Source organism: Pseudomonas sp. LBUM1671, from assembly GCF_059695685.1.
Genome location: NZ_CP166782.1, coordinates 5445705 through 5458994, shown reverse-complemented (window position 1 = coordinate 5458994; position 13290 = coordinate 5445705). Strand labels below are relative to the sequence as shown.

At 60.5% G+C, this 13290-nt stretch carries 11 protein-coding genes and 1 pseudogene; 9 read left to right on the top strand and 3 right to left on the bottom strand.

The features are described 5' to 3' along the window. Nucleotides 1–23 precede the first annotated feature (23 nt). A complete protein-coding gene (gene pmcY, locus ACA060_RS25255) occupies nt 24–443 on the bottom strand; it encodes a periplasmic Zn2+ metallochaperone PmcY (RefSeq protein ID WP_109635090.1) in 420 nt (139 codons plus the stop codon). Nucleotides 444–553: 110 nt separating this feature from the next. Here pmcY and ACA060_RS25250 point away from each other — a divergent pair. From ACA060_RS25250 to hrpB, 4 genes and pseudogenes are all read left to right on the top strand, one after another. Then, nucleotides 554–631 (top strand): annotated as a pseudogene (locus ACA060_RS25250) (DEAD/DEAH box helicase); the annotation flags it as partial. A gap of 89 nt (nt 632–720) precedes the next feature. Further along, complete coding sequence (locus ACA060_RS25245; protein WP_497313888.1) at nt 721–1722, top strand: hypothetical protein; 1002 nt, start codon at nt 721–723, stop codon at nt 1720–1722. Nucleotides 1723–1806: 84 nt separating this feature from the next. After that, nucleotides 1807–2241 carry a hypothetical protein gene (locus ACA060_RS25240; RefSeq protein ID WP_109635086.1) on the top strand — a complete coding sequence of 145 codons (435 nt, stop codon included), beginning with the start codon at nt 1807–1809 and terminating at the stop codon, nt 2239–2241. 70 nt (nt 2242–2311) lie between these two features. Then, the gene (hrpB, locus tag ACA060_RS25235) at nt 2312–4828 is read left to right on the top strand and encodes an ATP-dependent helicase HrpB (RefSeq protein WP_497313886.1); all 2517 of its coding nucleotides are present in this window, start codon (nt 2312–2314) and stop codon (nt 4826–4828) included. A gap of 171 nt (nt 4829–4999) precedes the next feature. Here hrpB and ACA060_RS25230 read toward each other — a convergent pair whose 3' ends face one another. After that, on the bottom strand, nt 5000–5920 hold the full coding sequence (locus ACA060_RS25230) for a LysR substrate-binding domain-containing protein (RefSeq protein ID WP_497313884.1): 921 nt from the start codon (nt 5918–5920) through the stop codon (nt 5000–5002). Nucleotides 5921–6145: 225 nt separating this feature from the next. Between ACA060_RS25230 and ACA060_RS25225 the strand changes: the two genes are divergently transcribed. The 5 genes from ACA060_RS25225 (at nt 6146) to ACA060_RS25205 (ending at nt 12055) form a co-directional block, all read left to right on the top strand. After that, nucleotides 6146–7639, top strand: a complete 1494-nt coding sequence (locus ACA060_RS25225) for an aldehyde dehydrogenase (protein ID WP_497318351.1) — start codon at nt 6146–6148, stop codon at nt 7637–7639. Between the two features lie 31 nt (nt 7640–7670). Then, on the top strand, nt 7671–9041 hold the full coding sequence (locus ACA060_RS25220) for an aspartate aminotransferase family protein (RefSeq protein ID WP_497313882.1): 1371 nt from the start codon (nt 7671–7673) through the stop codon (nt 9039–9041). 393 nt (nt 9042–9434) lie between these two features. Continuing rightward, the gene (locus ACA060_RS25215) at nt 9435–10421 is read left to right on the top strand and encodes an ABC transporter substrate-binding protein (RefSeq protein ID WP_497313880.1); all 987 of its coding nucleotides are present in this window, start codon (nt 9435–9437) and stop codon (nt 10419–10421) included. A 9-nt stretch (nt 10422–10430) separates the two neighbouring features. Beyond that, on the top strand, nt 10431–11234 hold the full coding sequence (locus ACA060_RS25210; protein ID WP_109635077.1) for an ABC transporter permease: 804 nt from the start codon (nt 10431–10433) through the stop codon (nt 11232–11234). Beyond that, entirely contained in the window at nt 11222–12055 is an 834-nt protein-coding gene (locus ACA060_RS25205) for an ABC transporter ATP-binding protein (protein WP_497313878.1), read from the top strand. Before ACA060_RS25210 ends, ACA060_RS25205 begins: the two co-directional genes overlap by 13 nt. Before the next feature lie 125 nt (nt 12056–12180). Here the strand turns inward: ACA060_RS25205 and ACA060_RS25200 are convergent, their stop codons facing one another. Then, complete coding sequence (locus ACA060_RS25200) at nt 12181–13260, bottom strand: endonuclease/exonuclease/phosphatase family protein (RefSeq protein WP_497313876.1); 1080 nt, start codon at nt 13258–13260, stop codon at nt 12181–12183. Nucleotides 13261–13290 lie beyond the last annotated feature (30 nt).

The following is a 13290-nucleotide window of genomic DNA, read 5'->3' as shown; positions in this document are numbered from 1 at the left end:
GGCTATTCCTTTAAATGCACGAGTTACGCGGCAGGTTGCAGGCCGAACATGGCCAGTTGCTGGGGGCTGCCCTTGTGTTGGATCAGACGCGGGTCGTCCAGCGGAAAGCTGCGGCCCAGCTCGGTTTCGAGAATGGTCTGCAACTTGAGGTTATCAACCTTGCCGTCGGCACCGATCGCTTCCTTGAGTTTTTCAGGAGCCACCTGGGCCGTGTGGCCAGGCTCGAAATAGATCGCGCCAGTGGCGAAGTCCACGGCAAACGCGATCAGGCCGGGAATGATGTAGAACAGCAGGCCCACGGCATCCAGCGCCGCAATGGCCGGGTCGATCTTGCCGTCAATCTGCCCACGGCGATCGGGGTAGAAAATCGATCCGCAAGCGGTCACCTGGGTGAGCAGGGTGGCGACCAAAACACCGCCAATCAGGCGAAAGGGAACACGCATGGGAAATCTCCTGGATCATCTGGTAAACGAAGGGGCGTCTATATGAATTAGGACCGTGATAAACCCCGGACAGTTCGCCGTTATACTCGGCCCTCTGTTTGGGAGCCAGCATGATTTCTCTGCCGATTGATGAAGTTTTACCCGCGCTGCGTGAAGCCTTGGCGACACGCGATGAAGCCGTGCTCGAAACGCGCTGAACTTAGATGCTAGTAACACGATTATTGAACAGTAACAGTCAGGCTGTTACTGTGCTGAAAACGTGTTGTGAGGCGCCAAAGTGAAAACCAGCAGGCAAGAGATTCAAGACTACTTCGAATCGATTTTCGGGATTAAACCCGAGATTAAGCGCTGGGGGAAAACCAAGGGTTTACCCTTCTATCTCTTGGACGAATACACCTTCGACATCGTGACGCTCTACGACCGGCAATGCCTCGTATTGCTGGCTCACGAGCCTTTCGAAAACGTTGCGACGATCCGCAAGCACATCGAAGTTCTGCAAAAAATGGTGGATCATCCGATCCTCTATGCGACCGGCGCACTCAAATCATATGAAAGAAAACGCCTCATCGAGTCTGGGGTGCAGTTTGTAGTACCCGGCAATCAACTCTTCGCTCCACAGCTTGGAATTGATCTGCGAGAGTTTTATCGCAGCAGGCAAGTCGATAAACAAGTCATGGGCCCGGCGAGCCAGGCTTTGCTTATCGCGGCCATCACTCAAGGGTGGGGCAAGGACTTTGCCTTTCGAGGCGCAGACCTGATGGGAGGGGAGGCGTACTCGAAAATGACAATGTCCAGGGCGATGAAAGAATTTCAATCGTTCGGATTGATAGAGCCTGCCTCGAATGACAAACCCCCTCGCTGGCGCTTTGTTGCGGCGCCGGAGGTCATCTGGAAAAAGGCCCTTCCAGCGTTGCAAAACCCGGTGAAACGGGTGACGTACGCTGATTGGGCCCCTTTGGTGCAGAGATCGGCTGGTCTGTCTGCGCTCAGTAAAACGTCGATGCTCGGGGAGCCCCCGATACCGATCATCGCGTTTTCCAAAGAAGAGTGGGACCTGGAGGGCAGGAGGGCTGGCCGCAAGGAAGTTGGTCGATTCGATGATCCCGCGTTTGAGGTCGAAATCTGGAGTTACTCTCCGGATCACATTTTTGGCAAAACCTGTGTTCCAGTGTCGGGAGAAAGTGTGGACCCCCTGTCTCTCTACCTCAGCCTAAGGGATGACGTTGATGACAGAGTCCAGATCAGCCTTGATGAAATGATGGAGAAGATCGAATGGTAAAAGGACTGGATACCTTTCGGGGAGCCTTCGCCGGCTATGCGGATCGTTATGTACTCATCGGTGGCGTTGCAGCCAGCCTGACACTTGAAGACGCGGGCATCACGTTCCGGGCCACCTGTTCCTGTAGACGGTGAAGTTTCCGATCTGTCTGCGATTCTGCTCGATGAGGCTTACTACACGTTCATAGTCGAAGGTCGCAACGACACTGCAGACCTTTCCTATATCGGCGTCGATCGACTGATCCCGCTGAAAGCACAGGCATGGACCAACCTCAGTCGCCCTGAGTGCACAGAGCCAAATGCTGGCCGCAAGAGCAGTAAACACCTGAAGGACATCGTTGTGCTGTCCCGCCTTCTTTCTGCGGATTCGGCGTTTGATCTGCCCGAAAGCATCGCAGAGGATTTGCGGCAGTTTCTGGACGTCATGCCCTCACTGGATGTGGACATGAAAGCCATCGGACTTCGCGCAGTGACTATGGCTGAAGTCGCTGAGCGTGTACGGACAGCCTTCAAAATCTAGATTCTGATCGTCCGGTTGCAGTGGTCTGGAAGCTTCGCCGTTATACTTCCCGGCTTGTCTGGGAGCCAGCATGATTTCTCTGCCGATTGATGAAGTTTTACCCGCCCTGCGTGAAGCCTTGGCGACACGCCACGAAGCCGTGCTCGAAGCACCGCCCGGTGCCGGTAAGACCACCCGTGTTCCGCTGGCCTTGCTCAACGAGCCGTGGCTGGCCGGGCAGACCATTCTGATGCTTGAACCGCGCCGTCTGGCGGCGCGGGCGGCGGCGGAGCGCCTGGCCAGTGAGCTGGGCGAGAAGGTCGGTGAAACCGTTGGTTATCGCATTCGCCTCGACAGCAAAGTCGGCCCCAAGACCCGTATCGAAGTGGTCACAGAAGGCATTCTCACCCGACGCTTGCAGGATGACCCGGCACTCGAAGGCGTGGGTCTGCTGATCTTCGACGAATTCCACGAGCGCAGCCTCGACGCGGATCTGGCATTGGCCCTGAGCCTGAATGGCCGGGAGCTGTTTCGCGACGACCAGCCGCTGAAAATCCTTTTGATGTCCGCAACCCTGGAGGGCGAACGCCTGGCCGGGTTGCTCGATGATGCGCCGATTTTGCGCAGTGAAGGTCGCATGTACCCGGTGGCGATGCGCTGGGGCCGGCCGTTCCAGCCCGGTGAATTCATCGAACCGCGTCTGGTGCAGACGATTCTCGAAGCCTTGAATGACGAGACCGGCAGCGTGCTGGTGTTCCTGCCGGGGCAGGCGGAAATCCGGCGTGTTCATCAACAGTTGGCCGATGCGCTGGGTGAGAGCACACAGGTGTTGCTCTGCCCGTTGCACGGTGAACTGGACCTCGCCGCTCAACGCGCGGCAATCGATCCGGCCCCAACGGGCAAGCGCAAAGTGGTGCTTGCGACCAACATTGCCGAGACCAGCCTGACCATCGACGGCGTGCGCGTGGTGATCGATGCCGGGTTGGCGCGGGTGCCGCGTTTCGATCCCGGCAGCGGCATGACCCGCCTCGACACCCAGCGTATTTCCAAGGCCAGCGCCACTCAACGCGCCGGCCGGGCCGGGCGCCTGGAACCGGGCGTGTGTTATCGCTTGTGGTCGCAGGATCAGCACGAGCAACTGGCGGCCTATGCCAGCGCGGAAATTCTCTCGGCGGACCTCGCCGGCCTGGCTTTGCAACTCGGTCGCTGGGGCGTGACCCCGACGCAATTGGTGTGGCTCGACGTGCCGCCTGCTGCCGCTTATGCACAGGCGCAGGATCTGCTTGATCGCCTGGGTGCCTTGGACGGCGAAGCACTCACTCGTCACGGTCAGGCTATGGCCGAACTGCCGGCCCATCCGCGCATCGCCCATTTGTTGTTGCGTGGGCAGGCGCTTGGTTTGGCCGACATGGCTTGCGATGTCGCGGCACTACTCGGCGAGCGGGACATCTTGCGTGGCGCCGGAGCGGATCTGCACAGCCGATTGGTGCTGTTGTCCGGCGAAGAGCGTGCTGCTCGCGGTGCTCAGGGCGGCGTGCAACGCGCCCGGCAACTGGCGCGGCAGTATCGCGGTTACCTGCGCGGCAAAGCGTCGGAGCCGGTCAGCGATCCGGATCATCCGCGCTGGCTCGGCGCGCTGCTCGCGTTGGCCTATCCCGACCGCGTCGCCCAACAACGTCGGGCCGGTGGCGCGGAATATCGCTTGGCGAACGGCCGTGCGGCGTTGTTCGCTGAAGCGGACAGTTTGATGAAGCAAGCGTGGCTGGTGATCGCCGATCTGGGCAGTCGCCAGGGCCAGCGTGAGGAGCGGATTTATCTGGCGGCGGATTTTGATCCGGCGTTGTTCGATTCGGTGCTGGCCGAGCAAGTGCGCGTGGTCGATCAACTGGATTGGGACGAGCGTGAAGGCGTGTTGCGCGCCGAGCGTCAGCGCAAGGTCGGTGAGTTGATCCTCAGCCGTGAACCGCTGACGGGCCTCGACGAAACCGCTCGCAGCCAGGCGCTGGTGAATCTGGTTCGGCGCAAGGGGCTGGAACTGTTGCCGTGGACCCCGGAGCTGCGTCAGTGGCAGGCGCGAGTGGCGTTGCTGCGCCAGTTGGACCTTGGCAGCAAGAGCGAGAGTGAGTGGCCGGATGTCAGCGACGCCGCGCTGCTGAAAAACCTCGAGCACTGGTTGATGCCTTATCTGGGCAAGGTCTCGCGCCTCAGTCATTTCGCCAACCTGGACCTGTCGAGCATCGTCCACAACCTGCTGCCATGGCCGCTGCCGCAACGCCTGGATGAGCAGGCACCGCATCATCTGAGCGTGCCGTCGGGTTCGTCGATTCGACTGGATTACAGCGAGCAGCCGCCGATTCTGGCGGTGCGTTTACAGGAACTGTTCGGCCTGTCCGACACCCCGCGTATTGCCGGTGGCCGGCAAGTGGTGAAGCTGCACCTGCTTTCCCCGGCACGGCGGCCGGTGCAGGTGACGCAGGATCTGGCGAACTTCTGGCGCAGCACGTATGCCGAGGTGAAGAAGGATTTGAAGGGACGTTATCCGAAGCATTATTGGCCGGATGATCCGTTGGTGGCCGAAGCCACTGCTCGGATCAAACCGCGCAAGTAACTCCTGGGGTAGAACACAAAACCTGTGGCGAGGGGGCTTGCCCCCGTTGGGTGGCGAAGCCGCCCCAAAAAGCAGCCACTGCGGTTGGTCAGGCATACCGCATGCAATGGTTATGCGACTGCTGCGCAGTCGAACGGGAGCAAGCTCCCTCGCCACAGGATTTCACTTGGCTCAGGTTCTTGCCCCGGCCTTCGCGGTGAGCTGCTCCCGGCAATAGTCGGCAAACAACTGCGCGGGTTTGGTCAACTGCCCGCGCTTCAACCACGCTGCCACCAATCCTGAACCCGTGACATCCTCGACAATATCCACACACACCACTTTCTTCCCGTCGTAAGTGCACTCCGAATGCGGCCGCGTCACCAGGATCGAGAAACCAAACCCTTGTCCAACCATCCCCCGGACCATCTCGATCGACGGTGAGCTGAAAGCAATGTTCGGTGACAGGTTCAGTTCTTCGAACAGGCTGACGAAGTAGGTCCGGCTCGGTTGCACGTCCAGCAGAATCATCGGCTCCAGGCACAGATCGCGCAGCGACACTTGCTTGAGCTGGGCGAAGCGGTGGTCCGCCGGCAGCAACGCGTAAGGTCGTTGCGCCGGCATCAGCGGTTCGGTCTGAATCGTGGCGTCGAGTTCGTGTTCATAGAGGATCGCCAGGTCGAAAGTGCCCGAGGTCAGGCCTTGCACCAGCTCTTGCTGCTCGCCGTCGCGAATGCGGATTTTTACTCCGGGATACAGCGCCGAGAACCCGGCAATCAACTGCGGCAGGTACAGCGGCGCGACCGTTTCGAAACAGCCGATATCGATTTGCCCGGCCACCACATCGTTGTCGGCCAAGGCGTTCTGTTCGAACTCCTTGGCCATGCGCAGCAGTTCCTGGGCCTTGCGATAGAAGCGTGCACCGCTCGGTGTCAGGGAAACGCCCTGGGCGTGGTGACGTATCAGCAGTTGCACGCCGAAGCTGTCTTCCAGGCCTTTGATCGCCGTGGAGATCGCCGGCTGGGCGATGTACAGCTTGCGCGAAGCCTCGGCGACGCTGCCGCATTCGACGGTGGTGATGAAGTATTTCAATTGACGCAGGTTGTAGGCAGCCACGGCAAACCTCGGGGTGGATGGACTCGACATCCAGGCAATTTTTGCGCCGACTGCGTCCGTTCTGACGACGGTGTTGTTGTGTTTGAACAATAACCACATCCCGCACAACCGGGGAGATTGGCTGCCTAGTTTTTTCATGGTCTGCGAAGACATTTTTACTATTTTTACTGGACTCGGGCCTGGGCCACCATCCAGACACAAGAAAAGCCCATGGAGCATCTGAACGTGTTCGAGCTTGCATACTGGCAAAACAAGGCCGCTGCGCTGCGGTTTCCCGATCTGGCCGTGATCGACGGCAAACCCCGTTCGGCGCAATCGGGGCAGACCTTCACGGCGATCAACCCTGCCACCGGCCAGCGCCTGGCTGACGTGACCGCTTGCGGTAATGAAGAGGTGGACGCGGCGGTACGCCATGCGCGGCGAGTGTTCGAGGCCGGCAGTTGGTCGGCGCGTTCACCTAGCGAGCGCAAGCAAGTGTTGCTGCGCCTGGCGGATCTGATCATGACCCACCGCGAAGAGCTGGCGCTGCTCGACTCGCTGAACATGGGCAAACCGGTGATGGACGCCTACAACATCGACGTGCCGGGTGCCGCCGGGGTGTTTCGCTGGTACGCCGAAAGCCTCGACAAACTCTACGACCAGATCGCCCCCAGTGCGCAGAACGTGCTGGCGACCATCACCCGCGAAGCGCTGGGCGTGGTCGCCGCCGTGGTGCCGTGGAACTTCCCGCTGGACATGGCCGCGTGGAAACTCGCACCCGCGCTGGCGGCGGGCAATTCCGTGATCCTCAAACCCGCCGAGCAGTCACCGTTCTCCGCGTTGCGTCTGGCCGAGTTGGCACTGGAAGCCGGTCTGCCGCCCGGCGTGCTGAACGTGTTGCCGGGCCTCGGCGAACAAACCGGCAAAGCCCTCGGTTTGCACCCGGACGTCGATTGCCTGGTGTTCACCGGCTCCACCGAAGTCGGCAAATACTTCATGCAGTATTCCGCGCAGTCGAACCTCAAACAGGTATGGCTGGAGTGCGGCGGCAAGAGCGCCAATCTGGTGTTCGCCGATTGCCAGGACCTGGACCTGGCCGCCGAGAAAGCCGCGTTCGGGATCTTCTTCAATCAGGGCGAAGTGTGTTCGGCCAACTCGCGGTTGCTGGTGCAACGTTCGATTCATGATGAGTTCGTCGAGCGGCTCAAAGTGCAGGCCGAACGCTGGCAACCGGGTGATCCACTGGACCCGTCGAGCAGCGCCGGGGCGATCGTCGACAGCCGTCAGACCGCGCGCATCATGAAGTTCATCCAGCAGGCCGAACGCCTCGGCGCGACCAAGGTGTGCGGCGGTCGACAGTCGATTTTCAACGGTTCCGACAACTTCATTCAACCGACGATTTTCACCGGCGTGAGCCCGGACATGCCGCTGTTTCGCGACGAAGTGTTCGGCCCGGTGCTGGCGGTCACGGCGTTCGACGACGAGGCGCACGCCTTGCAGTTGGCCAACGACAGTGTCTACGGCTTGGCGGCCTCGCTGTGGACCGACGACCTCAACCGCGCCCACCGTGTGGCGCGGCAATTGCGAGCGGGCACGGTGTCGGTCAACAGCGTCGATGCACTGGACGTGACCGTGCCTTTCGGTGGCGGCAAACAGTCTGGTTTTGGTCGCGACCTGTCGCTGCATTCATTCGACAAATACACCCAGTTGAAGACCACCTGGTTTCAGCTGCGCGCATAACAGCCGCTCATAACAAAACGGAGAACTGGCGATGACCACACCACGTGAAACCCGCGACTACCAGGCCGCCGACGCTGCGCACCACATCCATGCATTCGTCGATCAAAAAGCGCTCAACGACGAAGGGCCGCGAGTGATGGTCCGCGGCGAGCGCCTGCACCTGTGGGACAACGATGGTCGGCGTTACCTCGACGGCATGTCCGGGTTGTGGTGCACCAACCTCGGTTACGGCCGCAAGGATCTGGCGGCTGCGGCGACCCGGCAGCTCGAGCAGTTGCCGTACTACAACATGTTTTTCCACACCACTCACCCGCAGGTGATCGAGCTCTCGGAGCTGCTGTTCAGCCTGTTGCCGGGGCACTACAGCCACGCGATCTACACCAACTCCGGCTCCGAAGCCAACGAGGTGTTGATCCGCACTGTGCGGCGTTACTGGACGATCCTTGGCAAGCCCGAGAAGAAAATCATGATCGGTCGCTGGAACGGTTACCACGGCTCGACCCTGGCGGCGACGGCGCTCGGCGGCATGAAGTTCATGCACGAAATGGGCGGCATGCTCCCCGACATCGAGCACATCGACGAGCCGTACTTTTTCGCCCACGAGGGCAACCTGACCCCGGCCGAATTTGGCCTGCGGGCGGCGCAACAACTGGAAGCGAAGATTCTCGAACTGGGCGCGGACAAGGTCGCCGGGTTTATCGCCGAACCGTTCCAGGGCGCGGGCGGGATGATTTTTCCGCCAGAGAGTTACTGGCCGGAGATTCAGCGGATCTGCCGCAAGTACGACGTGCTGTTGTGCGCGGACGAAGTGATCGGAGGCTTCGGTCGTACCGGCGAATGGTTCGCCCACGAGCACTTCGGTTTCGAGCCGGACACGCTGTCGATCGCCAAGGGTTTGACCTCGGGTTACATCCCCATGGGCGGGCTGATCCTGTCGAAGAAAATGGCTCAAGTGCTGGTGGAACAAGGCGGGGTATTTGCCCACGGCCTGACCTATTCGGGGCACCCGGTGGCCGCGGCGGTGGCCATCGCTAACCTCAAGGCATTGCGCGATGAAGGCGTGGTGACGCGGGTCAAGGATGACATCGGGCCGTACTTGCAACAGTGCCTGCGCGAGGTGTTCGGCAATCACCCGTTGGTGGGCGATATTCAGGGTGTCGGCATGGTCGCGGCGTTGCAATTGGCCGAGGACAAAACCAGTCGCAAGCGCTTTGCCAATGAGAACGACATCGCCTGGCGTTGCCGCACGATCGGCTTTGAAGAGGGCGTGATTATTCGCTCGACGTTGGGGCGGATGATCATGGCGCCGGCGTTGATTGCCAGTCGTGAGGAAATCGATGAGCTGGTCGGCAAGACCCTGAAAGCGGTTGATCGTACGGCTCAGGAATACGGCCGGCTTTGATCTTGTAGAGTTCTTGCTGGCCTCTTCGCGGGCAAGCCTCGCTCCTACAGGTTATGTGTCGTGCCCAATTCCGGGGCCGACATAAACCCTGTAGGAGCGAGGCTTGCCCGCGAAAGCTATGGCCGATTCAACACACATTTCATGTTTTGCACCCACCCCGTGCACCCCCGCCAATCCCGCCCTTTTACGGCGCACGCTACCCAGTTTTTTCATCACTCCCAACGACATATTTCCTGATTTTCCTATTCCCGCCCCTGGTCCAACATCGACCTCGCCAGTCAGCCGAATGCTGCCCATCAAGAGGTCCACCAGAGACCGCAGGTGACAGCTAACCCGAGGCCGCTGGCCGTACTGCCCATGACAAAACTAAATCAACAGCTTTGGGAGTGCTCCATGATCAAGTCCTTGCTTAACCGCGTCGCTCATCCACTGGCGGTCACCGCCATCGCCGCGACGGTCGCCACCAGCGCCCAGGCCGGCACCCTGTCCATCGGCCATACCACGTGGGTCGGCTACGGCACCCTCTATCTCGCTCGGGACCTTGGCTACTTCAAGGAAGGCGGTTTGACCGTCGAATTGCCCGTCGTCGAAGAAGCCTCGATGTACATGGCCGCGCAAGCGTCTGGCGAGTTGTCGGGCTCGGCGTCGACTATCGACGAAGTGCTCAAGTACCGTCCGCAGTTCTGTTTCAAAGCCGTAGCGGCGCTGGATGACAGCCATGGTGGCGACGGCGTGCTTGTGGGCAAGGACATCAAGAGTCTGCAAGAGCTGAAAGGCAAAGCGGTGGCGGTGAATGAAGGCTCGACCTCGCAGTTCTGGCTGTCGTACCTGCTGAAAAAACACGGCATGAGCATGAGCGACATCACCGTGCAGAACATGACGGCGGACGATGCTGCCACCGCGTTCATCGCCGGACGTGTACCGGCCGCCGTGACCTGGGAGCCGCACCTGTCGATGGTCCGCAACAAGCAACAAGGCAAGGTGCTGATCGACAGCAGCAGCACGCCGGGAGTGATTGTCGACGTGGTCGCGCTCAACTGCACGGTCATCGAGAAGCAGCCGGAAGACGTCAAGGCGTTGGTCGCCGGACTCTACAAAGCCGTGCAGTACACCAAGGACCATCCGGAAGAAGCCTACAAAATCATGGCCAAAGGCGTCGGCGGTTACCTCGCCGATCCGAAGGAGCTGGCCGCCGCCGCGAAAGGCGTGCGTTTCTACGATCAGGCCATGAGCGAGAAACTCCTCGGTTCACCGGGCAAGCCGGGCGACAGCGAACCGCTGATCAAACTGGCCAACGAGACCGCCAGCGAATTGCAGGGCAAACCCTACAACGTCAGCAATGACGACCTGATCGACAACCGCTTCGTCAGCCCGCAGTAGGAGGTCCGCATGTTCAAGCGCAATTCATGGTTGAGCCGCTGCATCACGCCCAAGACCGGGTTGCCGGTGCAGGTAATCTGGGGCGCGAGCGGGCTGGCCTGGGTGTTGTTGATCGGCCTGTGGGCCGGGTTGTCTTACGGCGGCGTGGTGCCGGGCATGTTCCTGCCGACACCGGGCGCGGTGGCCGAGGCCGCCGTGCGCCTGAGCCGCGACGGCACCCTCGGCCTGCATGTGTGGGCCAGTCTCGAAGTGGTGATGGTCGGTTTCATTGTCTCGTCGCTGGTGGCCGTGCCGTTGGGGTTGCTGATGGGCAGCTTCCGCATCGTCCAGGCGTTCCTTGAGCCGATGGTGAATTTCATCCGCTACCTGCCGGTCACTTCGTTCGTGCCGCTGTTCATTTTGTGGATCGGCATCGGTCTGGAGCAGCGGGTGTCGGTGATTATCTTCGGCGTGTTTTTCCAGCAACTGGTGATGATCGCGGACGTGTCCAAGGGCATCTCCAAGGACCTGATCAACGCGTCCTACACCTTGGGCTCGACCCGCCGCGATGCGGTGCTGCATGTGATCGCCCCGGCGTCGTTGCCGGGTGTGCTCGATACCTTGCGCGTAACCATGGGCTGGGCGTGGACCTATCTGGTGGTCGCCGAGCTGGTCGCCGCGTCCAGTGGCCTGGGTTATTTGAGCCTGAAAGCCATGCGCGGTTTTCAAGTGGATGTGATTTTCCTGGCCATCGCGATCATCGGCCTGCTGGGCCTGGTCACCGATCAACTGTTCCGTTTCCTACGTCTGAGGATTGCCGCATGGGCTCAGTAAGCGCCGTCAACCCGCGTTTCGTCACACCCACGGCCGCCCCGGTGCAGGCCGCGCCACGGCTGCAAGTGGACAAGGTCAGCCTGCGTTATCAGAAACCTGACGGCGGCATGTTCACCGCGCTGGAGCAGGTATCGTTCGAAGTGCCGGATCAACAATTCGCCGTGCTGGTCGGGCCGTCGGGCTGCGGCAAGTCGAGTTTGCTGTACCTCACGGCCGGTCTGAACGAGCCCACGGAAGGCGAAATCTACGTCGGCGGCCAGCAAGTGCAGGGGCCGGGCGCAGATCGCGGCATGGTGTTCCAGAGCTATACGCTGTTCCCGTGGCTGACCGTGCGACAGAACGTCGAGTTCGGCCTCAAGCGGCGCGGCATGGCGGCGGCTCAGCGCAAGGAGATCGTCGATTACTACGTCAATGAAGTAGGCCTCACAGGCTTCGCTGACAACTACGCCAAGCAGTTGTCCGGCGGCATGATGCAGCGGGTGGCGATTGCCCGGGCGTTGGCCAATGACCCGCAGATCCTGCTGATGGATGAGCCGTTCGGCGCCCTCGACAGCCAGACACGCCTGCAAATGCAGCAACTGTTGTTGCGGGTCTGGGGTAACAGCAAGAAGACCGTGCTGTTCGTGACTCACGATATCGACGAGGCGATTTTGCTGGGGGATCGAGTCTACGTGATGGGCGCCAGGCCTGGGCGGATCAAGCAGATTCTGGACGTGCCGATCGAACGCCCACGGACCTTGGACATGGTCATGGAACGTTCGTTTATCGAGATGAAGCGCAGGATTTTCGGGTTGCTGCATGATGAACTGGAGGAACATTGAGTTCACCGCAATTCCTGTGGGAGCGGGCTTGCCCGCGATGAGGCCATCACATCCAACATCTTTGTTGACTGACAGTCCGCTATCGCGGGCAAGCCCGCTCCCACAGGTTTTGCGTTTAACCGAAGTTAGGGCGCTGCCGGGAGGAGGAACCTTGCAATCACCGGCAAATGATCGGAAATCCGCAACGTATCGTCCTGCCTCACTATGGCCTCGACCCGTTTGATCCGCGGGCTGTAGAAAAGGTAATCAACCGTCCGGTCCGGGCCGTTCAAGCCTGGATCGTTCGGGTAGTGGGTCAGCCACCGTGCCCGATCAACACCGCTCGCTTCGTTGTTGGTCGGGATCATCGGGTATTTGTCCCACAGCACATGCAGTGCGCTGTCGGCGGAGTAGGGCGTGCGTTGCTCATCGGGCAGGCGTCGATACTGGCCCAGCGGCAACAGGTTGAAGTCGCCGCCGATCAGCCACGGGGTGCCCCGGCTTTCAAACTTGTCGAGCACCTTGGTTACGGCGGTTACCTGGGCTTGCAGGGTTTCATCAGGCTGGATGACGCGGTCCAGATGGGTATTGAGCACCGCGATCTGCCCGCCGTCGTTCAACCGCAGGTAAGTCACCAGCAAGGCGTTTTTCGGTTTGAACTGGCGGCTGATGATGTTGGCCGGCGCGACCGGCAATTGCAGGCGCTCGGCGTGTTCGATCTGGAAACGGCTGAGGGTTGCCAGTTGCCGGCCGACGCTGCCGAAGATGTGCGGCTGTGGCACGAAGTCGGCCTTCCAATCGAAGGCGTGAGCGCTGCACGGATAAAGGTCGGCGACCCGTTCCTGAAGCAGTTTGAACTGGTTCTGGTAATCGGTGGCCTTGGCGTTGTCATCCAGTTCCTGCAACAGCACCACATCCGGTTGCTCGTCGCGAATCACCCGTGCCACTTCGTCGAGGCTGAAGGCCATGTCTTCGGCGGTGGGGCTTTCGTCGTCGCCTTGCGCCAGGTCATTCCAGAACACGTAGCGTTTACCCGCCAGGTACTGGACGTTCCAGGTCATCACTTTCAGCGCTTGGCCGGGTACCAGCGTGGGCGCCTGAGTGCTGCAGCTGACCGGTAACGCTTCCTTGGCTTCGGGACGCCAGGTCAGGTTGTAGATGAGTAAGGCAATCAGGCCTGCCGCGATCAGCAGGCCCAGCAGGGTGTAGCGCAGTAGACGGGTCATGGCTCGGCTTATAGCGTTACAAAAGATGAG

Excerpts from the sequence above, each read along its gene's own strand:
- pmcY (WP_109635090.1), bottom strand. The coding sequence starts at position 443 with ATGCGTGTTCCCTTTCGCCTGATTGGCGGTGTTTTGGTCGCCACCCTG.
- hrpB (WP_497313886.1), top strand. The coding sequence starts at position 2,312 with ATGATTTCTCTGCCGATTGATGAAGTTTTACCCGCCCTGCGTGAAGCC.
- ACA060_RS25220 (WP_497313882.1), top strand. The coding sequence starts at position 7,671 with ATGACCACACCACGTGAAACCCGCGACTACCAGGCCGCCGACGCTGCG.
- ACA060_RS25215 (WP_497313880.1), top strand. The coding sequence starts at position 9,435 with ATGATCAAGTCCTTGCTTAACCGCGTCGCTCATCCACTGGCGGTCACC.
- ACA060_RS25210 (WP_109635077.1), top strand. The coding sequence starts at position 10,431 with ATGTTCAAGCGCAATTCATGGTTGAGCCGCTGCATCACGCCCAAGACC.
- ACA060_RS25205 (WP_497313878.1), top strand. The coding sequence starts at position 11,222 with ATGGGCTCAGTAAGCGCCGTCAACCCGCGTTTCGTCACACCCACGGCC.
- ACA060_RS25200 (WP_497313876.1), bottom strand. The coding sequence starts at position 13,260 with ATGACCCGTCTACTGCGCTACACCCTGCTGGGCCTGCTGATCGCGGCA.